The sequence below is a fragment of the Martelella sp. NC20 genome, assembly GCF_013459645.1.
Taxonomy (GTDB): domain Bacteria; phylum Pseudomonadota; class Alphaproteobacteria; order Rhizobiales; family Rhizobiaceae; genus Martelella.
Genome location: NZ_CP054861.1, coordinates 980,001 through 1,005,730 on the forward strand (window position 1 = coordinate 980,001; position 25,730 = coordinate 1,005,730).

17 protein-coding genes (1 of these 17 only partly in view) are annotated in these 25,730 nt (G+C 63.9%); 3 read left to right on the plus strand and 14 right to left on the minus strand.

Translation table 11 applies throughout. The features are described 5' to 3' along the window. From HQ843_RS04825 to HQ843_RS04845, 5 genes are all read right to left on the minus strand, one after another. Positions 1–693 carry the start of an efflux transporter outer membrane subunit gene (locus HQ843_RS04825; RefSeq protein ID WP_180899588.1) on the minus strand. Its footprint begins 705 nt before the window's first position, so 693 of the gene's 1,398 nt are visible here — the first part of the coding sequence; its start codon is at positions 691–693; its stop codon lies beyond the left edge, outside the window. 96 nt (positions 694–789) lie between these two features. Next, positions 790–3,924, minus strand: a complete 3,135-nt coding sequence (locus HQ843_RS04830) for an efflux RND transporter permease subunit (protein WP_180899587.1) — start codon at positions 3,922–3,924, stop codon at positions 790–792. Between the two features lie 48 nt (positions 3,925–3,972). Further along, positions 3,973–5,217: an efflux RND transporter periplasmic adaptor subunit gene (locus tag HQ843_RS04835; protein ID WP_180899586.1), complete on the minus strand. Its 1,245-nt coding sequence runs from the start codon at positions 5,215–5,217 to the stop codon at positions 3,973–3,975. Between the two features lie 145 nt (positions 5,218–5,362). Beyond that, positions 5,363–5,965: a TetR/AcrR family transcriptional regulator gene (locus HQ843_RS04840; protein WP_180899585.1), complete on the minus strand. Its 603-nt coding sequence runs from the start codon at positions 5,963–5,965 to the stop codon at positions 5,363–5,365. Beyond that, positions 5,965–6,930, minus strand: a complete 966-nt coding sequence (locus HQ843_RS04845; RefSeq protein WP_180902317.1) for a phosphoribosylaminoimidazolesuccinocarboxamide synthase — start codon at positions 6,928–6,930, stop codon at positions 5,965–5,967. The genes HQ843_RS04840 and HQ843_RS04845 overlap by 1 nt, the downstream gene beginning before the upstream one ends. Before the next feature lie 152 nt (positions 6,931–7,082). On the opposite strand from HQ843_RS04845, the gene HQ843_RS04850 reads away from it, so the two are divergent. Beyond that, positions 7,083–7,733 (plus strand): LysE family translocator, encoded by a 651-nt coding sequence (locus tag HQ843_RS04850; protein WP_180903422.1) that lies wholly within the window; start codon positions 7,083–7,085, stop codon positions 7,731–7,733. Between the two features lie 6 nt (positions 7,734–7,739). Here the strand turns inward: HQ843_RS04850 and rlmN are convergent, their stop codons facing one another. The 9 genes from rlmN to HQ843_RS04895 form a co-directional block, all read right to left on the minus strand. Next, positions 7,740–8,957 carry a 23S rRNA (adenine(2503)-C(2))-methyltransferase RlmN gene (gene rlmN / locus HQ843_RS04855; RefSeq protein WP_180899584.1) on the minus strand — a complete coding sequence of 406 codons (1,218 nt, stop codon included), beginning with the start codon at positions 8,955–8,957 and terminating at the stop codon, positions 7,740–7,742. A gap of 175 nt (positions 8,958–9,132) precedes the next feature. Then, positions 9,133–10,701: a glucan biosynthesis protein gene (locus tag HQ843_RS04860; RefSeq protein ID WP_180899583.1), complete on the minus strand. Its 1,569-nt coding sequence runs from the start codon at positions 10,699–10,701 to the stop codon at positions 9,133–9,135. Positions 10,702–10,830: 129 nt separating this feature from the next. Then, a complete protein-coding gene (gene trxA, locus HQ843_RS04865) occupies positions 10,831–11,220 on the minus strand; it encodes a thioredoxin (RefSeq protein WP_256432940.1) in 390 nt (129 codons plus the stop codon). Between the two features lie 37 nt (positions 11,221–11,257). After that, positions 11,258–14,779 (minus strand): double-strand break repair helicase AddA, encoded by a 3,522-nt coding sequence (gene addA / locus HQ843_RS04870; protein ID WP_180899581.1) that lies wholly within the window; start codon positions 14,777–14,779, stop codon positions 11,258–11,260. After that, entirely contained in the window at positions 14,769–17,939 is a 3,171-nt protein-coding gene (gene addB, locus HQ843_RS04875; protein ID WP_246710281.1) for a double-strand break repair protein AddB, read from the minus strand. The genes addA and addB overlap by 11 nt, the downstream gene beginning before the upstream one ends. A gap of 287 nt (positions 17,940–18,226) precedes the next feature. After that, the gene (tsaE, locus tag HQ843_RS04880) at positions 18,227–18,670 is read right to left on the minus strand and encodes a tRNA (adenosine(37)-N6)-threonylcarbamoyltransferase complex ATPase subunit type 1 TsaE (protein ID WP_180899579.1); all 444 of its coding nucleotides are present in this window, start codon (positions 18,668–18,670) and stop codon (positions 18,227–18,229) included. Continuing rightward, the gene (locus HQ843_RS04885) at positions 18,667–21,168 is read right to left on the minus strand and encodes a PAS domain-containing sensor histidine kinase (protein WP_180902315.1); all 2,502 of its coding nucleotides are present in this window, start codon (positions 21,166–21,168) and stop codon (positions 18,667–18,669) included. The genes tsaE and HQ843_RS04885 overlap by 4 nt, the downstream gene beginning before the upstream one ends. 320 nt (positions 21,169–21,488) lie before the next feature. Then, complete coding sequence (locus HQ843_RS04890) at positions 21,489–22,721, minus strand: MFS transporter (RefSeq protein ID WP_180899578.1); 1,233 nt, start codon at positions 22,719–22,721, stop codon at positions 21,489–21,491. A gap of 453 nt (positions 22,722–23,174) precedes the next feature. Beyond that, complete coding sequence (locus tag HQ843_RS04895) at positions 23,175–23,561, minus strand: RidA family protein (RefSeq protein ID WP_180899577.1); 387 nt, start codon at positions 23,559–23,561, stop codon at positions 23,175–23,177. A 180-nt stretch (positions 23,562–23,741) separates the two neighbouring features. Between HQ843_RS04895 and HQ843_RS04900 the strand changes: the two genes are divergently transcribed. Further along, complete coding sequence (locus HQ843_RS04900; protein WP_180899576.1) at positions 23,742–24,536, plus strand: SDR family oxidoreductase; 795 nt, start codon at positions 23,742–23,744, stop codon at positions 24,534–24,536. Positions 24,537–24,547: 11 nt separating this feature from the next. Continuing rightward, positions 24,548–25,594 carry an alanine racemase gene (locus tag HQ843_RS04905; RefSeq protein WP_180899575.1) on the plus strand — a complete coding sequence of 349 codons (1,047 nt, stop codon included), beginning with the start codon at positions 24,548–24,550 and terminating at the stop codon, positions 25,592–25,594. The last annotated feature ends 136 nt before the right edge of the window (positions 25,595–25,730 follow it).

The following is a 25,730-nucleotide window of genomic DNA, read 5'->3' on the forward strand; positions in this document are numbered from 1 at the left end:
GATCGTGGAAAGCTGCGCATTCACCAGGCCTTCCGACTGAACCACGTCGAGCCGGGAGGCCGCGCCGGCATCAAGCTGGAACTGGGTCAGGCGCAGCGTTTCGCGCCGGCTGTTGAGGTTGGAGCGCGCGATCGACAGGCGCTCCTGATAAAGGCGGGCGTTGACATAGGCGTCGATCAGCTGGGAGATCAGCGTGAGCTTGGCGACATCCGCGCTTGCATAGGCAGAGTCGAGCTGGTCGAGCGCGGCCTCGCCGGAACGGGCATAAAGGCCGAACAGGTCAAGCACCCAGGACACCGGAACCGATCCGCCGAAGGTATTGGTGATCTTTCGCGAACTCGCCGAGGCGCCGTCGCCGCCGGAGGCGCCGCCGGTATCATAGCCATTGAGGTTCACCTGCGGATAGGCGCCCGCCGTCGCGGTCACGACATTGGTCTCGGCCTGCACGATCGCCTCAAGTGCCTGAAGCACCGAAAGGTTCTGCGCCATGCCCTGCTGGACGTAACCGGTCAGGAGCGGATCGTTGAACGCGCTCCACCAGGCGACATCGGTCACATCGCCGACGGACTGGGTCCCGCCTTCGCTGAACTTGTCCGGCAGCGCCGCTGTCGGCGCCACATAGTCCGGCCCGACAACACAGCCGGACAGGAGAACCATTAGCAGCGGAACGGATGCAATACGGCGCAACAACATCTGAAATATCCTGTCAGTTCGGCTGGACCGCAACGCGGACCAACGGCCTATTACTAAGCGCCGGGCCGGTCCCGGCGCAATATGCTTAACGCTGTTTTAAACCACCTGTTGCTCTTCTGCCGCTTTCTCATCCTTCTTGCCGATGCCCATGATGCGGCAGACGGCGACGAAGAACGAGGGAACGAAGAAGATACCAAGGGTGGTGGCCGCCAGCATGCCGAAGAACACGGCAATGCCGATGGCGTTCTGTGCCGCCGATCCCGCCCCTGTCGCCAACACCAGCGGCGTCACGCCAAGGATGAAGGCGAGCGAGGTCATGATGATCGGCCTGAGACGCATCCGCGCGGCGTGGATGGTGGCGTCGTAGAGCGAATCACCCTTCTCGCTTTGCTCGCGGGCAAACTCCACGATCAGAATGGCGTTCTTCGCAGCCAGGCCCATTGTGGTGAGCATACCGACCTTGAAGTAGATGTCATTGTCCTGACCGAGGAAGTGCGCACCCAGAACCGCGCCGAGAATGCCGACCGGAACCGCAAGGATCACCGCGAACGGAATGCTCCAGCTTTCATAGAGCGCCGCCAGGCACAGGAACACGAACAGTATGGCGATGATGTAGAGATATGTCACCTCATTGCCCGAGATCACCTGCTGCAGCGACATATCGGTCCATGCCACGGTGAACCCGCCAGGCGACTGCTCGACCATATCCACAAGCTGGTTCATGGCCTGCCCGGACGCAAAGCCCGGCATGGTCCCGCCCTGGATGTCGACAGCGGAATTGCCGTTGTAATGCGCCAGGGTCGGAGCGCCGGTGGTCCAATCGATATCGGTGAAGGCGGAGAACGGCACCATGTCGCCGCCGGTATTGCGCGCATACCAGCGATAGATGTCTTCGGGCTGCATGCGATAAGGCGTATCGCCCTGCACGTAGACCTTCTTCACCTTGTCGTCGAGCGTGAAGTTGTTGATGTTCGAGCCGGCATAGATGGTCGACAGCATGCTCGTCGCTTCGGAAATGCTGACGCCGTAAGCGCCGGCCTTCTGGTCGTCGATCGCGATCTTGAGCTGGGTTTCGTCCGGCTGGGTATCGGTGCGGACCTGCGAGGCTATACCCCCGGTGTTCATCTGCCGGATGATCCGGTTGGTCGTCGCAAGCGTCGCGTCCTGGCCCTGATTGCCGCTGTCGACGACATAGCCGGTCCAGCCGGTCGACTGGCCGAGGCCGGGAATCGACGGCGGCTGCACCACATAGACCTGCGCATCGCGCACATTCATGTAGAAATAGCCGTTGGCCCGCTGCGCCACGGCCGCGGCGGTCAGGCTCTCCTTGGTTCTGTCGTCGAACGGTTTGAGCTCGATGAACGCCATGGCGTAGTTCTGGCCCTGACCGGCGAAGGAAAAGCCCAGCACCGTGAACACGGCTTCGACGGCATCTTTCTCCTGTGTTCGGAAATAATTGCCCACCTGCTCGGTGACGGCGCCGGTGCGCTCCGTCGTCGCCCCCGTCGGAAGGTTGACGATCACGAACAGCGAACCCTGGTCCTCATCAGGCAGGAAGGATTCCGGAAGCTGCATGAAGTAGTGGTAGACCCCGAAAAGCAGGACCGCGAAAACCGCGAAAACCGGGACCAGCCACCGCAGCATGAACCCGACGCCATGGACGTAGCCGTTGGTCACCCTTTCGAAGCCGCGGTTGAAGTAGCCCGAAAGTCCGCGATCCTTCTTGGTCGGATCGACGGGCTTGAGCATCGTGGCGCACAGTGCCGGGGTGAAGATCATCGCCACCATGACCGACAGGATCATCGCCGCCACGATCGTGATCGAGAACTGGCGATAGATAATGCCGGTCGAGCCGCCGATGAACGCCATCGGGATGAACACCGCCGTCAGCACCATCACGATGCCGATCAGAGCGCCCTGGATCTCGCCCATGGACTTCTGCGTCGCCTCCTTCGGCGGCAGCCCCTCCTCATGCATGATGCGTTCGACGTTCTCGACAACGACGATCGCGTCATCCACCAGAAGACCGATCGCCAGCACCATGGCGAACATGGTCAGGGTGTTGATCGAGAACCCGGCAAAGGCCAGCACGCCGAAAGCGCCCAGCAACACCACGGGCACCACAATTGTGGCAATGATCGTCGCCCTGAGGTTCTGCAGGAACACCAGCAGAACGACGAACACCAGCACGATCGCTTCAAACAGGGTTTCAACCACCTGCTCGATCGACAATTCTACGAAGGGCGTGGTGTCGTAGGGGTAGATCACGTCGACGCCCTGCGGCAGCGACGGCTTGATCGAATCCATGAAATCGGTCACCGCTTTCGAGGTGTCGATCGCATTGGCGCCGTTGGCAAGCTCGATGGCGAAGCCCGCCGCGGCCAGGCCGTTATAATAGGTGTAGTACTGGTAATACTGCTGGCCGAGCTCGACCCTGCCGACATCCGACAGCGTAACGGTGGCGCCGTTCTCGGTCGATTTCAGGATGATATTCTGGAACTCGGTCACGTTTTCGAGCTGCGTGGCGGAGACGGCGGTGATGACGAGCTGCTGCCCGTCAACGGAGGGATTGCCGCCGACATCGCCGACGGCAACCTGCTGGTTCTGCGCCTGGATGGCGTTCGAAACGTCGGCGACCGTCAGATTATACTGGTTGAGCTTGTAGGGATCGAGCCAGATGCGCATCGCATAGGGGGTATAAAACCCCTGAACACTGCCAACGCCCTCGAGGCGAGCAATGCTGTCATTGATCGAGCTGTCGATGATGTTGCCGAGATCGGCGGCGGAATACTGGCCGCTGCTGTCGGTCAGCGCGACAACCATCAGGAAGCTGGAGGACGAACGGCTGACGGTGATGCCGAGATTGCGCACCACGTCCGGAAGCTGCGGCTGCACGAGCTGCAGCTTGTTCTGCACCTCCACCTGGGCGATTTCCGGATCGATGCCGGGCCCGAAGATCACCGAAATCTGCGAGAGGCCCGGGGACGATGTCGAGGTGAGATAGAGCATGTCGTCAAAGCCGGTGAGCCCGTCTTCGATAACATTGGTCACTGTCGTTTCGACGGTTCTGGCGCTTGCGCCCGGATAGCTGGCGCTGAGCGAAATCGTGGTCGGCGCGATCTGCGGATACTGGGAAATCGGGAGCTGGGAAATGCCAAGCCCGCCGATAAGCATGATCACAATGGCGATCACCCAGGCAAAAACGGGTCTGTTGATAAAGAAATTAGCCATTAATCATACCTCGAGCGCATGGTTCTGGTGCCTGAACAAGCCTTACGCTCAGCCATTTCCGCCTGTTGATCCTGTAGCGCTTGACGAACCACCGTCCGAAGAACCGCCTGAAGAACCGGACGCGGGGGTATCGTCGACCACGACGCCCTTGTCATTGATCTTCGCCGGAACCGGCGTGACCTGCGTCACCCCGCCAACCAGTGACTGGAAGCCGTCGACGATCAGGCGATCGCCATCCGAAACCCCCTTCTGCACAAGCCAGGAATTGTTGGAGACCATCACATCGTCGAAGACCCGCGTCTCGATCTTGTTGTCGGCGGTCACGAACATCGCGGACACCTTGCCACCGGCCTCGATCTGGGCGGCGAGCTGCGGGATGAGATAGCCCTGTTCCTCGGCAACGGTCAGCGTCGCGCGCACGAACATGCCGGGAAGAAGAACATGGTCGGGGTTATCGAACACGGCGCGCAGGTTCACCGTGCCGGTCGACTGGTCGACCGTGCGGGCCGAAACGTCGAGATTGCCGGTCACGTCATAGGTGCTGCCGTCGTCGAGCTGAACCGCAACCTTCACCTTGGAGAGGTCGCTTTCCGATTTGAAATCGGAATATTTGCCGGTGGCCGACAGAACCTGCCCGGCTGATTCGTACATGTCGACATAAATCGGATCGAGCTGGCTGAGATCGACCAGCTGGGTGGTCGCGGTCGGGGAGGCAAGGTTACCGACCGAGACGTTGGAAACGCCGAGAACGCCGCCGAACGGCGCGGTAATCTGGGTATGATCGAGATTGATCTGCGCCGATTTCACAGCCGCCTTCGCCGAGCTGACATCTGCAAGCGCGGTGTCATACTGGGTCTTGGCGTCGGTCACCTGAATCTCGGTGGCGCCGGTGTTCACGATCCGCGAATAGCGCTCGTAATTTTCCTTGGTGCCCGGAACGACCGCATTGGCCTTGTCGAGACTGGCCTGCGCCGAGGCAAGCGAGGCCTCGTAGGTATCCGGCTCGATCTCGTAGAGCAGGTCGCCGGCATCCACCAGGGCGCCATCCTTGAACGCCTTTTTGACGATGATGCCCGTCACCTGCGGACGAATCTCGGCATACCGATAGGCGACGGCCCGCGCCGGCAGGGTCGTGGTCAGCGGAACGGTCTGTTCCGACATCGTGATCACGCCAACCTTGGGCGGCGGAGGCTGCTGCCCACCGGCCTGTTGGTTCTTGCCATCATCACTACAAGCGCCAAGCGCGAATGCGAGAACGGTAAAGGCAGCGATCGGAAGCTTGCGCGACAGCATGGGCACCTATCCAGTATAGAAAATGAACAATGGTCGTTTTCTTAACACAGTCTAAACGTGGCAGGAAACAACATATCTGCCACACACGTGATCGGAATGAGGCTGACTGCCCCATAATGGTCTTAGTGACGTATATTAGAAATCATCACTTTGCAACTCGGTATTTCAGGCCGCCATCGATCAGTTCGATGATCAGCGCCGTTTTGGCCGAAAGCGTTGCCGGATCGGCGCAATGCATCATTTTCGGGTGGAGTACGCTTGCCAGCATGTCGACAACCACCCCGGCATCGCGCTCGGGATCGCCCGGCCGGTATATTCCGGACTCCATCGCTTCCCCGATCAGGGCGGAGAGTTTATCCTCCACCAGGCGGCGATAAATTCGCCCGCCCTTGGCGGGATCCTCGAGCACCAGCGGAATCATCTCGAAAAGATACTGATTCTCAAGCTTGTCATAGACATGCTCGCGGGCGAGCCGTGAAAGGAAAAGCGTCAGCTTCTGGTCAGGGGGCGCGGAGGAATCCTCGATGCCGCAGCGCCCGGCAAGCCTGCGGCCGTGCCGGTAGGCGATCGCCCGGCCAAGGGTCAGCTTGCTCTTGAAATGCTTGAACACATTGGCCGGCGACATGTCGAGTTCGGCAGCGATATCGGCGATCGACACGGCGGCAAACCCGCGCTCGCGGAAAAGCCGCTCGGCCGTCGCGAGTATCGCCTCTCTTGTCTCCTCGCCGGTTCGCCGTGGTCTGCGCATCACGCCCGGTCCCAGTTCCCTTGGGGGTAATAGGCCATCAGATTGGCGCGTATCCGCGCCTTCACGCTGTCGCCGCTTTCATCCGGGGAAAACCGCTGGCCGGTGATCATCTCGAACGCCTTCGCATAAACCTTCGATGCCGCAAGCACGACGTCGGCCGGAATCTCCGGAATCGGATCGCTGTAGGGGTCGCACCGCGCCGCCACCCAGGAGCGGATGAAGTCCTTGTCGAAGCTTTCCGGCCGCTCGCCCGCCGCAAACCGGCTGTCATAGCTTTCCGCCATCCAGTAACGGCTCGAATCCGGCGTATGAATTTCATCGGCAAGCAGGATATTGCCGTCGGCATCCGTGCCGAACTCGTATTTGGTATCGGCAAGGATCAGTCCGCGGCCGGCGGCAATCTCCTGCCCGCGCGCAAACAGCTTCAGCGCCGTCGACGAGACCTCATCCCACTGGGCCTCGGTCAGAAGACCCTTTTCAACGATCTCGGCCGCCGTCAGCGGTTCGTCGTGGCCGCCATCGAAAGCCTTGCTGGTGGGCGTGATGATCGGGTCGGGCAGTGCTTCATTGTCGCGCATGCCATCGGCAAAATCGATGCCGTAGATCGTCCGCTCGCCGCGTTTGTAGCGGGTCAGGATCGAGGTATCAGTGGTGCCGGCCAGATAGCCGCGCACGATGATCTCGACCGGCAGGATCTCGAGCCGCTTGCCGACCACCACATTCGGATCGGGATAGGCGACCACGTGATTGGCGGCGATATCGGCGGTTTCCTCGAACCAGAAGCGAGCGACCTGTGTCAGGATCGCGCCCTTGTGCGGTATCGACGCCAGCACCCGGTCGAACGCGCTGATGCGGTCGGTGGTGATGATGATCCGGCGGCCATCCGGCAGGTCATAGTTTTCCCTGACCTTGCCGCGGTAATAATTCGGCAGCTCCGGAAAAAAGGCTTCCTCGAGAATGCGCAACAACAGGTCCCTCGCTCATGTCTCATGCATCGGGACCGCGGCACGATATTGCAAAGCCCCTCCGCCCTCATTACAGATTGTTAACCTACACGGCAATCACAATGACATGGCGAAGGGGCGCGCTCTTTTCGCCGTCGCTTTCAGGTGACACCATGGATATCATCCCATCGCTTCCCGTGCTTCTCGCGTTTTCGGCGGCGACGCTGCTCTTGGCGCTGACGCCTGGCCCCGACATGACGCTGTCGATCAACAAGGCGCTCGGCGAGGGGCGCGCGGCAGGGCTGATGGTGCTTGTCGGCACCAATCTCGGCATCTGCGTCCACACCATGCTGGTCGCCTTCGGGGTGTCGGCGCTGATCATCGCCTCACCCACCGCCTTCTTCATCCTCAAGAGCGGCGGCGCGGCCTATCTGCTCTGGATCGCGGTGATGGCGATCCGCAAGGGCAATAATTTCGTGCTGGAAGCGGAGGCGAGACCCGAACGCAGGCGCGGCTCGCTGAAGGCGGCGATGGCGAACGGTTTCTGGGTCAATCTCCTGAACCCCAAGGTGATCATCTTCTTCATGACCTTCCTGCCGCAATTCGTCACGCCCGATGATCCGAACGTGACCGGCAAGCTGATCTTCCTCGGCTTCACCTTCATCGTGGTCGCCATCCTGCCCACGATCGCCATCGTACTCGCCGCCCACCGGCTTTCCGGTTGGCTGAAGGCTCACAAGCGGGTACTCAGAATGATCGACTACCTGTTCGCCGGCGTGTTTTCGCTGTTTGCGGTGAAGATATTGCTGACGCAGGCGCGCTGACCCGCCTCAATCACCGTGATTGGCGATCATCATCGCCTCATAGGCGAGGCGTTCGGTCTTGCGCATGCGCTCGGATTCCGACTTGAGCTGGCCGCAGGCGGCGAGGATGTCGCGGCCGCGCGGGGTGCGGATCGGCGAGGCGTAGCCGGCCTTGTTGATGAAATCGGCGAAGCGTTCGATCGTCTCCCAGTCGGAACACTGATAATTCGAACCCGGCCACGGGTTGAACGGGATCAGGTTGATCTTGGCCGGCACGCCCTTCAGCAGCTTCACCAGGTCGCGGGCGTCCGCGAGGCTGTCATTGACGTCCTTCAGCATCACATATTCGAAGGTGATGCGCCTGGCATTCGAAACGCCCGGATATTCGCGGCAGGCCCTGATCAGTTCTTGCAGCGGATACTTCTTGTTGATCGGCACCAGCAGGTCGCGCAGATCGTCGCGCACCGCATGCAGCGAAATCGCCAGCATGCAGCCGATCTCGTCGCCGGTGCGGTAGATTTCCGGCACCACGCCGGAGGTCGACAGCGTGATCCGGCGCTTCGACAGCGACAACCCGTCCTCGGCCGAGGCGATCAGCAGCGCCTTCTTCACGGCGTCGAAATTATAAAGCGGCTCGCCCATGCCCATCATCACGACATTGGTGACCTTGCGGTCGGATTCCGGGATGAAGGCGCCATTGGGCGCGTCGCGGTTCGGAAAATCACCGAGCGCGTCGCGGGCGACGAGCAATTGAGCGAGGATTTCCTCGGGCCTCAGATTGCGCACCAGCCGCTGCGTCCCGGTGTGACAGAAGGAACAGGTCAGCGTGCAGCCGACCTGACTCGAAATGCAGAGCGTGCCGCGATCCTCTTCCGGAATATAGACGGTCTCGATCTCGACCGGCCGGCCCGCGCCATGGGCCGGAAAGCGGATCAGCCATTTGCGGGTGCCGTCGGTCGAAATCTGCTCGGTGACGATTTCCGGACGGGCGATATCGAAGGCCTCGGCCATCTTCAGCCGGAGATCCTTCGCCATATTGGTCATCTCGTCAAAATCGGCGACGCCGCGCACATAAAGCCAGTTCCAGAGCTGACTGACCCGCATCTTGAGCTGCTTGTCGGCAACCCCGATCGATGCCAGCGCTTCCGCCATCTCGGGCTTGGAAAGGCCGATCAGCGCCGTCTTGCCCTTGGCAGGCCTCGGCCCGGCGCGCTGGGCTTCAAGTTCGATTTCGGCTACGGACATGGTCTGGCTCCGGCAATGCGGCCATTCGCCGCCAGCCATTCAGGCGGCAGGGCGAACCCGCGAAAAAGCAATGAAAAACGCAGGGCGCGCTCACAAGCCGCCCTTTTGCGCCGAGCCTATAGCACCAAATTGCGGCGGCGTCATCCCTTGCGGGACGCCGCCGCCATCGCGCCGCCTATCGGAACTGCCCAGGATGGAACTGGCCGAGCCAGGTTTCCGTCAGCGCCTCGCCATCCTTTGAAAGATAGGCGCGGACATCGATCGTATCGGCGGTCTCCTCGAATTTCAGGTCATAGGTCAGCCGCCAGTCATCGGTCCCGACGATCGGCATGGCGAAGGCATCGAGCAGTTCGGCGCCCGGCCCGACGCTGACCTCGGGCTCGATCCCGTCCTCCATCGTCAGCCCCGCAACGCCCGCGCCGGAAAACTCGACAACCACCTTGATCTGATCGTCGGGCCTTGGCTGGCCGGGCACACCGCCGCGACCGATCCGGCTCGCCTTTGTTTCGGCCAGAACCGCGTTGTCCGGTCCCCTCGGCGCCCAGGTCAGCGTATAGGCGAAATCGCGCTCGTCGCCCGCTTCAGGCAGGTCTTCCGGCAGCCAGTAGGCAACGATATTGTCATAGATCTCGTCATCGGAGGGCAGTTCGACAAGCTGCACCACACCCTTGCCCCAGTCGCCCTCGGGCGTGATCCAGGCGGAAGAGCGGCGGTTGTAGAAAACCCCGTCATCGAGATAGTGATCGAAATCGCGATCACGCTGGATCAGGCCGAAGCCCTTCGGGTTGTCGTCATAGAAGCTCGACGTCACCACCCGGTCGGGATTGTTGAGCGGACGCCAGATCTGCTCGCCCGAACCGGTCGCGATTTCCAGCCCGTCGCTGTCATGCACTTCCGGACGCCAGTCGAAGGCCATGTTGCGGTGGGTCTCGGAATACCAGTACATCGAGGTCAGCGGCGCGACGCCGAGACGCTCCACCGCATCGCGGAAGAACAGCCGGCTCTCGATATGCAGCACCTGCCCCTCGCCATCGACGTTTTCAGCCTCGATCCGGTAGGCCCCGGTCACGCTCCGGCTGTCGAGCAGCGCATAGATGACGATGCTGTCTTCCGCGCTGTCTGCCGCCTTCTCGTCTTCCTCAAGATAGAAGGCGGTAAAGCGCGGAAATTCCTCCGCCGTCGACATTCCGGTATCGATCGCCAGCGCGCGCGCCGACAGGCCGTATTGCCTGTCGGGGCCGTCGGTGCGGAAATAGCTGGCGCCGAGGAAGGAAATCCAGTCGGTTTTCATATCCGGCCGCATCACCCGGAAGCCGGCCCAGCCGGCGACATCCTCGACCGCCTTTGCGGGACTGTCCTCCGGCATGTCGAAATAATCGGCGCTGTAGACCACCTCGCGGGCCTCGCCGTCCGTCACCAGATTGATCGTCACCGGTTCCTTGAAATAGCGGCCCTGATGGAAGAACTGCACCGGCGCATCGCCGACATCGACGGTATGGTCGGTGCGGAACCTGATCTTCCAGTGGGCGTCGTAATCGATCTTCTCGAACAGTTCCGGCTGCTCAACCGGATAGGGTTCGAACGGCTTTTCGGAAAGCGCCTTCGCGTCTTCGGCGAGCGTTTCGAACGAGAACGGCTTTGCCGGGCCGAGTTCGGGCTCGAAGGCGAAGGCCGCTGCGGGAAGCAGGATCAGCGGGACAACGAGCAGGCGGAGAACAGAGGGCGAAACAGAACGGATCGTCATCGAGAGGTAAACTCCGGTTTGGCCATGGATATGCTGAAGACAGAAACGTCGCCAGGCCCGCCAGGTTCCGTCCCGACCGAAAAAAGCCCGCGCAATGGCGGGCTTCGTAGATGCAGAATGTGGCGGCAGTCAGCCGACGACGCCGGAAATCCAGCTCGAAAGCGCGGTTTTGGGTGCCGCGCCCACCTTGACGTCGGCGAGTTCGCCGCCCTTGAACATGGCAAGCATCGGGATCGAACGGACCCCGTACTGCACCGCCAGATCCGGATTGTCATCGACATTGACCTTGGCGATCTTGACCTTGCCGTCCATTTCCGCGGCGATTTCCTCCAGGCTCGGACCGATCATCCGGCACGGGCCGCACCATTCGGCCCAGAAATCGACCACGACGGGTTGGTCGGATTCAAGCACTTCCTGCTTGAAATTGGCTGTAGTGACCTTGACTGTCGTCATTTGAAAACTCCTTGCGTTGCCGAAAGCACCCGGAGACCGGCTTCTTTCGCAAATCTTGCCGGTCATGTGAGCATGGTTTGAGAAAAAATCAATGCTGCCGCTTTCACTTTGTCGCAAGCGCCCCAAGGGCGACGGCAAGTTCCCCGTCCGTCAGCACCCGCACCGCCGCCGTCTCGGTATAGATCAGCAGGCAATCGATCGCGCTTTCCGGGTAGAGCGGCTTCAGGATTTCGCGATAGACCGCCATCTGCGCCACATGGCTGAAGGGCGGCGTCTCGCCCTCGCCCGGCGGGTTGCGGTTGGTCTTGAAATCGGCCAGCAGCACACGCCCGTCCTCAACCGCCAGCCGGTCGAGCCGGCCGGAAACGGTATAGGCTCCGCCGACAAGCCGGACGGTTCCGGCAATCGAGACTTCCGGACGCGCCGAGGATGCAAACAAAGGCTGCAACCGGGGATCGCCGATCACCGCCATCACGCTTCTCGCAATCGCCGCGCGCTCCTCATCCGGCAGCGAAAACGCCGCGCGGTCGAGATAGCGCCGGCAGGCGGCGTCGCGGTCATCGGTCTCGAACCCCGGCAATATCTGCAACAGCCGGTGCACCAGCCGGCCGCGTTCCAACGCCAGATTGATCTCCGGCTTTTCAAACAACGGCGAGGCCGTCAACGGCGCGGGGTCTTCGACCTCGATCCCGGCGCGCGACGGGCTGAGCGGCGGCTGCGGACGGGCGGCTTCGCGAAACGGCGACAGCAGCGCTTCGGGCAGCGGCGGCTTTTCCGAGGCCCCCTTTCCGGCCCTGGCCTCATCGAACCGGCGCGGCGGAATTTTTTCCTCGAAGATCAGCGCCGGCCATTCCTCGCCGCCCGGACCGGCCATCACCGTCTCGCTTGTGCGCTGATCGCCTGAAAGCGCGGACCAGACGATCCGGTGCCAGGTATCCGGCACCTCGGTCCGGCCGCGATAGCCCGCCACGATCAGCCGGTCGGCGGCGCGCGTCATGCCCACGTAGAGAAGCCGGCGATATTCCTCCTTCGCCTCGGCCTCGCGGCGGGCGAGATCGGCGGAAACCAGACTGTCGGCATCGCGCCCGCTGCCGTGCCAGACCGGCACATCGCCCGCCATCACCCGAAAGCCCGAGAGATTGCGGGTCTCGAACGGCTTGCCGCCGCCATCGACCAGAAACACCACCGGCGCCTCCAGCCCCTTGGCGGCATGGGCGGTCATGATCCGCACTTCATTGCGGCCCTGATCCTGCTCGCGCTTGATCTCCAGCCCGCCGGCTTCCAGCATGTCGAGAAAGCTCTGCAGGCCCGGCAGACCGGTATCCTCGTGGCCCTTGGCGGCGTTGAGGAACTCGTCGAGAATATCGCCGGCCTCGCTGCCGAGCCGTGCGAGAAAGGCGCGCCTGCCGCCCTCCCGCGCCAGAATGCCGGCATAGAAGTCAAACGCGGTGCGCCTTCGCGCGGCGCTGACGACCCGTTCCAGCATCTCGACTGCGGCGGCCAGCGTCTCATCGCCCGCGCCCGCAAGCCGCCGGAGCGCCGACCAGACGTGCTCGCCCGGTTTGCGCAGCCCTGCCACGGCGAACAGATCGTCTTCCGAAAGCGAAAGCAGCGGGCTCTTGAACAGTGCCGCAAGCGAAAGGTCGTCCTCCGGCAGCACCGCGAACCGGCCGAGCGCGATCAGGTCCTTGACCGCGATATGATCGGCCAGCCGCAAGCGGTCGGCGCCGGCGACGGGAATGTCGTAGGGCGACTTCAGCGCCCTTGTCAGCGCATTGACGAAGGCATCGCGCTTCCTGACCAGAACCAGAATGTCGCCGGCCCTCACCGTGCGGCTGACATCGCCATCGACCAGCGTCTCGGTTCCGACCATGGCGGCGACGCGGTGGGCGATCCGCCGGGCGAGGATCGCCGCCGGCGCTTCGTCGGGGGTGGCGTCGAAGGGCGCGGTCCAGTCGTCGGTCTCGATGACTTCTGCCGGCGCGATCACATCCCACGCCTCGACGCGGCCCGGATGGCCGATCCGGTTGGAGATGTGAGAGGTGGCTTCATCTTCAGCCGAAAGCCCCTTGCGGTTTTCGGGGACCGAGAACACAAGGTCGACCGCCGAAAGCACCGAGGCGGTCGAGCGGAACGACAGCGGCAGGCCGATCCGGACAAAATCGGCGTCGATCGCCGAGACCCGCCGCTCCGTCATCCGGCCCTCGGCGGCAAAGCGCTCGGGCCGCGCGCCCTGAAACGAATAGATCGACTGCTTCTCGTCGCCAACGGCAAACATGGTGCGCCGGCCCGGCCGCGCGCCGGCCCCGGAAAAGAAGTCCTCGCTCAGCGCGCGCACCACGTCCCATTGCAAAGGGGCCGTGTCCTGCGCTTCATCGACCAGAATATGGTCGATGCCCTGATCGAGCTTGTAGTGGATCCACTGGCCGGAATCGGGACGGGTCAGAAGGCCCGCGGCATGGGCAATCAGATCCTCGAAATCGAGCTTGCCGCGCCGCCGCTTCAGTTCCTCGTAACGCCGGTCCAGCCGGTCGGCGAGCGTCAGCGCCGCAAGCGTCTTTTCAAAGATCCGGTAGCGGACGAGCATATCGCGCACCGCGAAAACATGCTCTGCCGAAGCCATCACCGCCTCGGCAATCTCGGGCGCCTTGTCGCGCAGGCTCTTGAACACCAGCGTGCGCTCCGCCTTCGGCACGCCGGCCTTGGTCAGAAACGCCTCTTCCAGGTGACCGAACCGGACGGTCGCATCATCGACTGAAAACGCCGCAGCAAGCGTATCGGCGAATTGCCCGGCGCGGCTGCCGCCATCGGCCCGCGCGATCGCGATCAAGGCGGAAAGATTGCCCTCGCCAAGCTCCGGAAGCGGCCACGCCGCCCCGGCAATCGTTTCGAGCGAGGCGTCCGGGGCAAGATCATAGGCCTTGCGCAAGGCCTCCCCGAGCCGCCCGCGGGCAGCCTCCAGAAACGGCCGGATCGCATGGCGGTTGCGCACGATCTCGCCCAGCAGCTTTTCAAGTCCGCTGTCATCGGCGATGTCCAGCACGGTCTGAAACGCCCGCGACAGATCCGGGTCATCGCGGCTGGCCGTCGCCGTCAGCAATCCGAGCCGGGCATCGGCCAGAAGCGTGGCGGCGGCGGTATCGTCCAGCACCGAGAAATGCCCGGCGACATTGGCCTCCAGCGGAAACCGGTGCAGCAGGCCTTCGCAAAAGGCGTGGATGGTCTGGATCTTCAGCCCGCCCGGCGTTTCCAGCGCATGGGCAAACAGCCGCCGCGCCATCGCGATCTTCAGCCTATCCGGCCGCGCGCCCTCGATCTCGGCGATCTCGCCGGCAAGGGCCGCCTCCGGCAGCACCGCCCATTCGGCCAGCCTGCGGAACACCCGGTTCGACATTTCCGATGCCGCCGCCCTGGTATAGGTGAGGCAGAGGATCGCCGACGGCCTTGCGCCCGCCAGCAGCAGCCGGACGACGCGCTGGGTCAGAACATGGGTCTTGCCCGAACCGGCATTGGCCGACACCCAGACGGAACGGGCCGGATCGGAGGCGAGCCGCTGGCGGCCCGTGGTCCAGGACAGCCAGGTCTCGGCGTCGGCATCATGACCGGGGCCGCTCTCAATCGTCATCGCCGCCCTCCCCGTCATCGGCGGTCGACCATTCGGCAACGCGGGCCAGATGATCATACTCGCCTGAAAAATCGCGCGCGCTCGCCGGCACCAGCCGCGAGGCGAAAGGCCGCTCGCCGGATTTCAGCGCGATCACGAAACGGGTGAATTCCCTGAGCGCGTCGCGGGCAAGGTCTTCCGCGGTGATCGCCGCTTCCTTGCCGGTCTCCGCCTTTTCAAGCATTTCGCTCATAAACCGGTGGGCCGGGCGCAGCCGCACATATTGCAGGCTTGCAGCCTCCGTCGGCGCAACGCCCTTGAAGCCGCCCGCTGCCAGCGCCGCGGCCTCCAGCGGCAGTTGCGGGTCGAGCAGGGTGCGGGCCTGTTTCAGCGAGGGCGACGAACCGGTCTTGTAATCGATGATCTCGGCGCCGCCGCCAGCCAGCATGTCGATCCGGTCGGCGATGCCGGTGAGCCGCACCCCCGCCAGCGGGATATCGAAGCCGGCCGCAACCTCCGTCAGCGATTGCTCGATCGGCGTCAGCGCCCGCCGGCGCGTCTCGAACGCCAGGAACTCGGCGGCGACCGAACGAAGGCGCGGCACCCAGCTCACCTCCAGATGCGGCGCAAGCTCGGCCGCAAACAATAGTGCTGCGATGATCTCGTCCATCACCGCCCTGCCTTCATCGCTGTCCGGGCTCACCCCGGACTTGACGAAGCGCTCGGCCAGCGCGTGATAGAGGATGCCGCGCTCCTTGACGCCGGGATCGGCGTTGAACGGCAGCAGCGGATCGAGTTTCAGCACCTTCTGGGCATAGACCGCGTAAGGGTCGCGCCTGAGCCTGCCGATCTCGGAGAAGGAATAGCGTTCCGGCTGGCGCTCGGCCGGCGGGTAGGGCGCCGGGCGGCCGGGGATCGGCTGGCGCGGGGCGGCATCCAGTTCTCCGGCCCAGTCGCGATAGACCGCGCCGCGACGTGCGAGATCTGCCGCAAGGTCCGGCCCGCCAAAGGCCAGCAACCGTTGCAGCCAGCGGCTGGCGACCGTCGGCGCTGTGCCCTGCCGCAGCGCCCGCGAGACCACGAGACGGCGCGCGCCGGCCGCCATCCAGAAATCATGGGCGAGCTGGCCGACCCGCTTTTCCGGCGGCTCCAGCCCGATCTCGGCCTTCATGCCGCGCGACAGGAACGGATTGTTCTTCGGTTGGGTCGGCCAGACGCCCTCATTCATGCCGCCGAGCACGATCGTATCCATCTGTTGCAGCCGGGCCTCGACCGCCCCGAAGATGAACACGCGCGGATTGCCCATCTGGCGCGGCTTGACCGCCTCGGAGGCGGAAAGCGCCGCGACGATCTCGATCCATTGCGGCCCGTCGGCCTCGATCGGCGTCATGGACCCCATGATTTCGGAAAGCATGGCGGCAAGGCGCTCGCCCGCCTCCCCGCTCCACAGCACTGAGAGATCATCGTCGCTGCCCCGCGCCACCGCCTCCAGCGCCCGGCCGGTGCGCGCCGCCCAGTCGGCAAGCGCCAGGCTTTCGGTGATCGGCGCCCGGTCCGGCCCGCGCGCCACATGGGTTTCGATCAGCGGCTCGAGCGCGGCATCGATGCGGCGGGCAAGATCGCGGGCATCCTCGCCTGCGGTTTTCGGTAGCGCCGTGCGCCAGCGCGGCGGATGCCGGTCGTCCTTCTGCTTTTCCAGCGCATCATCGACAAATCCCTCGAGATGTCCGAGCGCGACCGGCCGCGTACCGCCTCGAAGCGCCAGCAGTTCGAAGGCGGCAGCCGCCCCGCGCATGGCACGGGCCGAAAGGCCGAAACGGGCCAGCGGATGTTTCAAAAGCGCGGCAAGGGTCGCCGGATCGCCCGGCTTCAGCGCCGTCTCCAGCATCAGCGCCAGCAGCGTGCCCTGTCCGGTCGCGGCAAGCGGGGTGCCGGCGGAATCATCCGCCTCGATCTGGAATCGCCCGAGTTCGGCCGCCACACGCCGGGCGAGATCGCGGTCGGGCGTGATCAGCGCCGCGCGCGCCGGCCTTCCGTGCTCCGTTTCCTGTTCCAGCGCCAGCCGGAGGGCAATGGCGACCGCGACCGCTTCCTGACGCTCATTGGCCGCCTCGATCATCGCGACATCGCCAAAGCCGCGCGCGATATCGGCGGGCGCGATCGCTTCGCGCCAGCCCTCCCAGCGATCGGTCGCCTCGGCCGGCGCGAAGGCGGCGGCGAGCACCGCGTGCCGCGCGGCCAGGTCGGGCTCCGGCGTCTCCAGCGTCGCGAAATCGGCTCGCGAAAGCCCGAGACGCGCGACCAGCCGCGCCATTTCATATTGCGGATGGCTGCGGATCGAGGGATCGGGCATGGCCGGGTTGGGGTCGGCCGCCGTCAGCGCCTGAAAGTCCGCCTCCGGCATGGCGGTATCGAGGCCGGGCAGCACGATCACGCCGTTTTCCATCGCCGCTGCCGCCGCGATCAGTTCGGCCACCGCCGGCACGGAGCCGGTCGAGCCGGCAATAATGACGGGTGATGAAAGGGTGCCAAGCCGCTCCGCCTCGCCGGCAAGCAGGCCGTTGCGATGGGCGACCGCGGAAGAACGGCCAAGCTCATCGAGCCGGCCCGGCCAATAGATTGCCGCGATGCCGAGAAATTCGGCGGTCAACTGCCACCAGACGGCGTAATTGTCCTGTTCCAGCGCCGAAAGCCGATCCCAGCCGACCCGCTCGGTCTCCAGCGCATCGATCAGTTCGGCAAGGTCGCGGGCAAGCCAGACCGCATCCGCCGGGCTTGCCGGCGCCACCAGCGGCGAGCCGCCGTGAAGGCCCGCAAGCTCATCGGAAAGCCGGTTGCGCCAGGGCAGGATCAGGCCGGCAAGCTCCAGCAGGCGCGGCACCGGCTCGATCGGCGGCAGCGCTTCCGCGGCCTCCGGCAGGCTTTCGCCGAGATACCCCTCATCCTCGTCGACTTCGCCAAGCGCGCGAATTTCCGGCAATATCGCCGCCTCGCCGCCGAGTTGGGCGGCAAAAGAGGCCCGCAGTTCGCGGACCGCGCGGCGGGTGGGCAGGAATATTTTCACATCGGCGAGCGCCAGCGGGTTTTCGGGGTCATGACGGAATTTATCCGTCAGGCTGCCATCGAGTAGGCGGGCGGCAAGGCTGTCCAGGAACGCGACCCCCGGCGGTATCGTCCACAATCTCGCCCGCCCTTGCGCCACCTAATCGCTCCCTGCTTCGCTGTTGAGGTTTTACGAAGCATGGTGCCGGGACGCAAGCGCCGTTCCCTCATCCGGCCTTCGGCCACCTTCTCCCCAAGGGGAGAAGGGGAAGCCGTCGAGGCTCGGCCTTTCCACTTATCTCTGAGAGAGCTGCATGGTTCCCCCTCGCCCCGGAGGGGAGAGGGTGGCGCGGATGCGCCGGGTGAGGGGAGACGGCATTTCCTCATCACACTGACATGGAGGAAAATCAGGGCCTTTCAGCCCACCTACAGCGCCGCCGCCAGTTCCCCCACCCGCCGGCCGGAAAGCCGTACCCGCCGCCCCGCGCCTTCCTCGGCAAAAGTCAGCCGCAAAGCGTCCCTTGGAAGCACCCCTTCACCCCGATCCGGCCATTCGATCAGGCTGATCGCCTCTGCCAGCGCCTCGTCGATGCCGAGTTCGATCAGTTCGTCGGGGTCGGAAAGCCGATAGAGGTCGAAATGCCAGAGCGGCGGCGCGCCGTCATAGATCTGGACCAGCGTGAAGGTCGGGCTCGGCACCTCAAGCGCCGGATCGCCGAGGCGGGCGCGGATCAGCGCCCGGGCGAAGGTCGACTTGCCCATGCCGAGATCGCCATCGAGCAGCAGGCAGTCGCCGGCGATCAGAAGCGGCGCGAGGCGCCCGGCAAAGGCGATGGTGGCAGCTTCATCGGGGAGAAAGACACTGCTCATTCGGCCGCGATGATGTCGGCGGAACCCTTCTCGCCGACGGCATCGGGAATCCGGCAGGAAACGGTGGTGCCGGCGCCGGCTTCGGAATCGATGAAGATCTTGCCGTGATGGAGGCCGACGAAGCTCTCGACGATCGCAAGGCCAAGGCCGGCGCCGGCATATTGCGCCTGCCGGCCGCCCGATTCGAAGCGGGAGAACACGTTTTCGAGCGCGTCGTCACTGATGCCGGGGCCGCTATCGGTGACGGTGAAGACGAAATCGCCATCTTCCCGCCAGCACGACAGCGCGATGATCGAGCCGCGCGGCGCGTAACGGATGGCGTTGCCGAGGATCTTCAGCAGCACCTGTTTCAACCGCTGGAAATCGGCGGTGATCTCGCCGAGCTTCGGCGGCGCGGTGATTTCCAGCGTCACCCCGGTCTCTTGCAGCCGGCTCGAAATATCGTCGGCGACCGAATCGATCAGATCGTCGAGCGACATCCGGTCGCGCTCAAGCTGGAGGATGCCGGCATCGGCCGATTTCAGGTCGATCATGTCGTTGACGATCGTCATCAGCACCGAGGAGGAATTGGCGATGTGATCGACATAATTGCTCTGGCGCGCCGTCAGCGGTCCGATCTCCGACGATTTCAGCAGTTCGGCAAAGCCCATGATCGAGGTCAGCGGCGTGCGCAACTCGTGGGAGACGTGTTCCAGGAACGCGTTCTTGAGTTCCTCGGCCTTGCGCAGCGCGTCGTTCTTCTCCGTCAGCGCGCGCTCGACATTGACCGAATCTGTCTTGTTGACGAAGGTCAGCATGGTCTGGGCGTTGGGCAGCGGCGTCACCGCGTAATCGAGCACCACGCCGGAGGAAAGCTCCAGCCGGCCCTGGCGCGAAACGCGCTCGTCGTCGAATGATGTGATCATCCGCGCAAACAGCCGCCAGCCCCTGGCCGCGCCCTCGTCCTTTTCGGCAATCTGCATCAGCGAACGGATATGGGTGCCGGGCTCGGCCTCGTTCTCGCCGATCCGCCACAGGCCGAGAAACGCCGGGTTGGAGAGCTTCAGCCGCCCGTCCGGCCCGAACACCGCGACCCCTTCGGACAGATGGTCGATAGTCTCGCCCTGGACCTTGACCAGCGTGTTGTAGCGGGTCTTGAGCGCCACCTGCTCGGTGTGGTTTTCAAACACCCAGGTGGTGCCGCCGCGCGGATGGGCGGAGGCGAACACGCTCAGCGTCTCGCCGCTCGGCAGGTACCAGAGGTCGTTATAGGGCGCGACCGAATGATAGACCGAAAGCGCCTTGTCCTTCCATTCGCGCCACAGATGCGGCTCCGGCAGCTTGCCATCGGCGCGCAGCCGCTCGAACAGCTCGCCATTGTCGGGATGGCTTTCGAGAAAGCCCATATCGAGCTTCCAGAGTTTCTCGAACGCCTGATTGTAGAATTTCAGCCGCCGGTCGGCATCGAAGATCGCGACCGCGGTATTGAGGTGGTTGAGCGTATCGGCATGGCTTTCAAGCGTCTGCTCCAGCGCCGTTTCGGCGGCCTGCAACGCGGAGACGTCGGTCGCAAGCCCTGCCGAGCCATCGCCGGTCGGCACCTCGATCAGGTCGTAAAAGGCGCGTTCGCCGGCGGTCACCACGGGCTGACGGCCCTTGAAAGCCTCGCCGGCCCTGATCTTGCCGTCAAGCTTGTCCTGGGTGGCGGCCGACAGCAGCATGCGGTTTTCGCAAAGCGCGTCATCGGCGTCCTTCGCCTCGACGGCGGCGCTATAGGCGCGGTTCACCCAGATCAGCCGGCCTTCGCCATCGCGCTGCCAGGCCGGCGCGTCGATGCCGTTCAGCAGCGTCTCGAACCGCGAAAGCGCGGCTTTGGCGCGCTTGTGCTCGAGCTTCAGTTCGGCGAGCTCCGCGCGCAGCGATTCCAGCGCGCCGAAGCGCACATGGGCGCGTCCGCCGGTGGTGCCGCCGATCACTTCCAGCACATAGCCGCCTTTGGTTTCGGCCAGCATTTCAAAGGCCTTGGCGCGGCTGCGCAGCGCGGCCACGGCGGCATCGACCTGCCTGGTGCTGCCCGGCGACAGCCACTCGGAAAACGCCAGAAAGGCGTGGTCATCTTCCGGAGCCCCGGCCTCGTCCGGCAGGGCGCCCAGAAATTCCGGCGCGCTGTCTGGACCTTCCCAGAAAATGATGCGGCGGTTTTTCTCCGCATTCAGCGCCTTGAGGTTGGAAATCCGCTCGCGCTCGGCCTCGAGCTCGGCGGAAAGGCGATGGTTTTCGGCCTCGGTGCGGCCGCGCAGGCGCATGAACCAGAGGGTGGACAGCACGGTGGCGGCCAGCACCCCGCCAAAGGTCGCAAGCGCCATGACCTCGCGCGAGGACAGCATCGGCGGCGCGGTTTCGGCCGCAAAGGCTGAGGCGGCCGTCAGCGACAGGGCGGTGCCGGCCAGAAGCAGGCTCAGACCCTGCCGCCCGACGCGACGATACCGCTTGTTGTTGTGAGTGCCGCCCCGGCCCATCAATCCATCCGTCATTCCGGCGGGCCGCGCTGCCGCTGGCGTCGCCATTGTCGGAGCCGCGCCGTTTTTACAAACGGATCCGCCCCAAGGCATTTCATGTTCATGAAGATCCGGCCGATTGCCGAATCGCGCCCCTTCAAAACATAGACGCTTGGCGAATCCGCGAAAAGAGTCCGGCGGAAATAAAGCAAGCGCCTCCGTTCTCGCCGGAGCCTGGGCAGATTAGCCGGTTATGCTTTCCGAAGTCTTAAAAGCGGGCCGAAGTCTTAAAAGGGGCCGAGATCTTAAAGGGGGCGGAGTCTCAAGGGCGGGGCCGGGTTTCAGGCGAAAGCCGGGGCCGGGCGCTCGCGCACCGTCAGATGCACCAGCGCCGAGACCAGACCGAGAATGATCGCGGCATACCAGATCATGTCGTAATTGCCGTAGCGGTCGAACCACGCGCCGCCGAGCCAGACGCCGGCAAAACCGCCGATCTGGTGGCTCAGGAACACGAAGCCGAACAGCGTGCCCATGGCGCGCGGGCCGAACATCGCCACGATCAGCCCGCTGGTGAGCGGCACGGTGGACAGCCAGAGCCCGCCCATCATCATGCCGAAGATCAGCACCGAGGCGGGCGTCAGCGGCAGCCAGATGAAGACCAGGATCACCACGGCCCGGAGCGCATAGATCGCCGCCAGCACATGCGGCTTGGCAAAGATATTGCCGAGTTTCGAGGCGGCGAGCGTGCCGAAGATATTGCCGAAACCCGCCAGCGCCAGCGCCTGCAGGCCGAGGCCGCGCAATTGCGAGGGCGACATGCCGGTGCCGGCGCAGAAATTCTGCACATAGGTCGGCAGGTGAGCGGTGATGAAGGCGAGGTGAAAGCCGCAAACGAAAAAGCCGAGCCCCAGCATCAGGAAGCTGGTATGGCCGAAGGCCTGGCGCAGCGTCTGCGGCAGGTCGATCGGCGGCGGAGCGCTTGCGCCGCCTGCCTGCTTGACCTTGAGGAACGGGATCGCAAAGGCCATCGGCACCAGCAGCGCCGTCAGGACGGCCATCGTCGTGCGCCAGTCGAAATGGGCGATCAGGAAGGCGACGAGCAGCGGCAGCAGCGCCTGTCCGGCCGAGCCGGTGGCAGAGGCGACGCCGAGATAGAAGCCGCGCTTTTCCGGCGGCGCGGCGCGGCCGACGACGGCAAGCACCGTGCCGAAGGCGGTGCCGGAAATGCCCATGCCGACCAGCACGCCCGCGCCCATATGCTGGGCAAAGGGCGTGGTGCCGATGATCGAAATGCCCATGCCGAGCACGTAGAAGGCAAAGCCGAGCCACATCGCGCGCCGGTCGCCGTATTTGTCGGCGAGCATGCCGAAGAACGGCTGGGCAAGCCCCCACACCAGGTTCTGGATCGCGATCGAGATCGAAAAGATTTCCAGCCGTCCGCCGAACAGATCGTTGGACAGCGGCTCGATCACACCGCCCAGCACCGAGCGCACCCCGAAGGAAAGCGCCAGCACGAGCCCGCCGGCGACCATGATGCTGGTCATGTTCTGGGTGGTGTCCGATTGCGCGCGCATCTGCCCCTCAAACCATCCGAAAATCCCGATCTAGCAGCGTTTCCGCCATAAAAACAGTGAATAGATTTGAAGGATAACCAAGGTTTCTGTGATGTATCGGGTGCGCGGAGACGCCAGTGGTTTCGTTCGGAAGGAGAAATCCGGGAAACCACCTACTCGGCGTCACGCTCGGCCAAGCCCGCTACTGTCCGGTTTAAACTTGAGCTTTGTTCGCCATGCCACAACATCCCTTTTACGCATTACCCGTTTCAACGGGACGTAGAATTGGGCGGAAACGCCGCCGCTCGCAATCTCCACCCTTGAGGGGGGAGATCGATGGCTGCCGGCTCAACAAGATCAATCAGCATCCCAACGAAACGGGAAAGCCGGACCGAAAGCCATTCCAGCTCCCAACCGACAACGCCCAAATGCCCTCTTACCCACGCAAACCGGCCCAAATCAAACCGGCCCCAATCAAACCGGCTTGTAGGCCACCGCCTCGATCTCGACCAGGATATTGATCATCAGCCGCGCTTCGGTTGTCGAGCGGGCCGGGAATTTGCCCTGTTCGAAAAACGCCGAATAGGCCTTGTTGAACCGGGCGAAATCGCGGGCGTCGTGCAGCCACACCGTGGTCTTGCAGATATCGGAGAGTTCGCAGCCGGCCAGTTTCAGCGCTTCCTCGATATTGCGCATCACCTGCGCGGTCTGGGTCTCGACATCATGGGCCACGACCGAGCCATCGGCGAGCGTCGGCACCTGGCCGGACACGAACACGAAATCGCCGGCCCGGACGGCAGGGCTTAAGGGTGCGGGATTGCTGGCCCCGCCGGCTGCGTGAAGATGCTCGATCGTGCTCATATGATGTGGCCTTTCTCCGATGTGCAGAACGGGCCGAAGCCCCTGGCACAGTCCTGACACAAAAAACCTGCGCCACGCAACGCGGCAGCCTGTGTTCCCTCCGCCCCCAACGAAGACTTTCGCAGCGGCAATCCATCGGCTATGCATCGGTAAACCAACCCGAACCGGAAGGAAAACCGGATGAAACGACTTGAAGGGCGGGTCGCGCTCGTCACGGGCGGCGTCGGCGGTGTCGGCACGGCGGTTGTGAGGGATTTTCTGAACGAAGGCGCCGCCGTCATCATCTCGGATATCCGCGCCGACAAGGTGGAAGAAGCGGTCGCGGCTTTCCGGGCCGAGGGACACGCCGTCGCGGGCGCTGCGGCCAGCATCACCGATTATGACGCCTTCAAGGCTGCCGTCGACGCGGCGAGCGGCCCGCTTGGCCCGGTCGATATCGTCGTCGCCAATGCCTTTGTCGGCGGTGTCTCGCCAACGCTCGACAAGACCACGCCGGAGAGTTTCCGCCAGGATGTCGCCGACAATCTCGCCGGCACGTTCAACACCGTGCGCGCGGTGATCGACGGCATGAAGGCGGCCCGCCATGGCGCGATCGTGGTGATCGGCTCGGTCAACGGGTTGACCACGCTCGGCCAGCCGGCCTACAGCGCCGCCAAGGCCGGGCTTGAAAGCCTGACGCGCACCATGGCGACCGAATACGGCGCGCACAATATCCGCGCCAACATCATCTGCCCGGGCACGGTGCGGACGCCGGCCTGGGATGCCCGGATCGCCCAGAAACCCGACGTGCTGGACGGACTGACCCGATGGTACCCGCTCGGCCGCGTCGCTACCCCCTGTGACATCGCAAAGGCCGTGACCTTCCTTGCCTCCGACGATGCCGGCTTCATCTCCGGCGTGACGCTGCCGGTCGATGGCGGCCTGATGGCCGGCAATCTGGCGATGGCGCGCGAACTGACGCTGGAAGATCGCTGAAAGGAACCGATGTGACGTTTGAAGACCTCCAAACCCCGGCGCCGCTTGTCGATCTTGCCGTGGTCGACGCCAATCTGAGGCGGATGCAGGATTATTGCGACCGCCACGGGATTGCGCTCCGGCCCCACATCAAGACCCACAAGAGCATTGCCATGGCCAGGCGCCAGCTGGCGCTGGGCGCGCGCGGCATCACCTGCCAGAAACTGGGCGAAGCCGAAGTGATGGCCGATGCCGGGATCGACGATATCCTGATTTCCTATCCGCTGATCGGCAAGCAGAAACGGCTCGCTTCCCTTGCCGCGCGGGTGAAGATGACGGTCGCGATCGACAGCGAAACGGCGCTCGCCAACGTCGCCGAGGCGGCCGCGATCGCCGGATACCCGATCGGCGTTCTCGTCGAATTCGACAGCGGCGCGAAACGCACTGGCGTGGTCCGGGTCGAGGATGCGCTGGCGCTCGCCCGCAAGATCATGGATACGCCGCAGCTGACCTTTGCCGGGCTGATGACCTATCCGGCAAACCGGCAGACCGTCGCCTTCGTCAACGCCGCCCGCGCAGCCTTCGATGACGCAGGGATCGCGATCCCGATGGTTTCCGGCGGCGGCACGCCGGATGCGTTCAGCGTCCACGCGCTTGGCGTGATCGATGAGCTTCGGGTCGGGACCTATATCTACAACGACCGGATGATGCTCGGCGCCGGCCATGCGAGCCTTGCCGATTGCGCATTCGATGTGATCGTCACCGTGGTCAGCCGCCCGGAGGAAAATCGCGCGGTCATCGATGCCGGTTCGAAATCGCTGACCAGCGATCCCGCCGGCAAGGGCGGTCCCGGCCATGGCCTGATCCGCGCCTATCCCGATGCCGTGATCGACCGGCTGAGCGAGGAACACGGCATGGTCGACCTGTCGAACTCGGCCGCCAAGCCCGAAATCGGCGAGCGGCTGCGGGTCGTGCCCAACCATGTCTGCCCGGTTACCAACCTGCATGATGCGATCTGGGTTATGGCCGATGGCGAGATCACCGAGTGGCCCGTGGATGCCCGGGGCCTGACGCGATAGAGGAGTTCGCAATCAGGCGGAATCCAGTAAGCGCAAGTCCTTGAGCGCAAAAGCTCTTTACTCAGCTCACCACGTGTGGCCCTGGATCCCGGCTCAAGGCCGGGATGACGAATGGGCCTGGTAAGAACTTTGTCAA

Coding starts and splice junctions, on each gene's coding strand:
- HQ843_RS04830 (WP_180899587.1), bottom strand. CDS start 3,924: ATGGCTAATTTCTTTATCAACAGACCCGTTTTTGCCTGGGTGATCGCC.
- HQ843_RS04835 (WP_180899586.1), bottom strand. CDS start 5,217: ATGCTGTCGCGCAAGCTTCCGATCGCTGCCTTTACCGTTCTCGCATTC.
- HQ843_RS04840 (WP_180899585.1), bottom strand. CDS start 5,965: ATGCGCAGACCACGGCGAACCGGCGAGGAGACAAGAGAGGCGATACTC.
- HQ843_RS04850 (WP_180903422.1), top strand. CDS start 7,083: ATGGATATCATCCCATCGCTTCCCGTGCTTCTCGCGTTTTCGGCGGCG.
- rlmN (WP_180899584.1), bottom strand. CDS start 8,957: ATGTCCGTAGCCGAAATCGAACTTGAAGCCCAGCGCGCCGGGCCGAGG.
- HQ843_RS04860 (WP_180899583.1), bottom strand. CDS start 10,701: ATGACGATCCGTTCTGTTTCGCCCTCTGTTCTCCGCCTGCTCGTTGTC.
- trxA (WP_256432940.1), bottom strand. CDS start 11,220: ATGACCGGCAAGATTTGCGAAAGAAGCCGGTCTCCGGGTGCTTTCGGC.
- addA (WP_180899581.1), bottom strand. CDS start 14,779: ATGACGATTGAGAGCGGCCCCGGTCATGATGCCGACGCCGAGACCTGG.
- tsaE (WP_180899579.1), bottom strand. CDS start 18,670: ATGAGCAGTGTCTTTCTCCCCGATGAAGCTGCCACCATCGCCTTTGCC.
- HQ843_RS04885 (WP_180902315.1), bottom strand. CDS start 21,168: ATGGGCCGGGGCGGCACTCACAACAACAAGCGGTATCGTCGCGTCGGG.
- HQ843_RS04890 (WP_180899578.1), bottom strand. CDS start 22,721: ATGCGCGCGCAATCGGACACCACCCAGAACATGACCAGCATCATGGTC.
- HQ843_RS04895 (WP_180899577.1), bottom strand. CDS start 23,561: ATGAGCACGATCGAGCATCTTCACGCAGCCGGCGGGGCCAGCAATCCC.
- HQ843_RS04900 (WP_180899576.1), top strand. CDS start 23,742: ATGAAACGACTTGAAGGGCGGGTCGCGCTCGTCACGGGCGGCGTCGGC.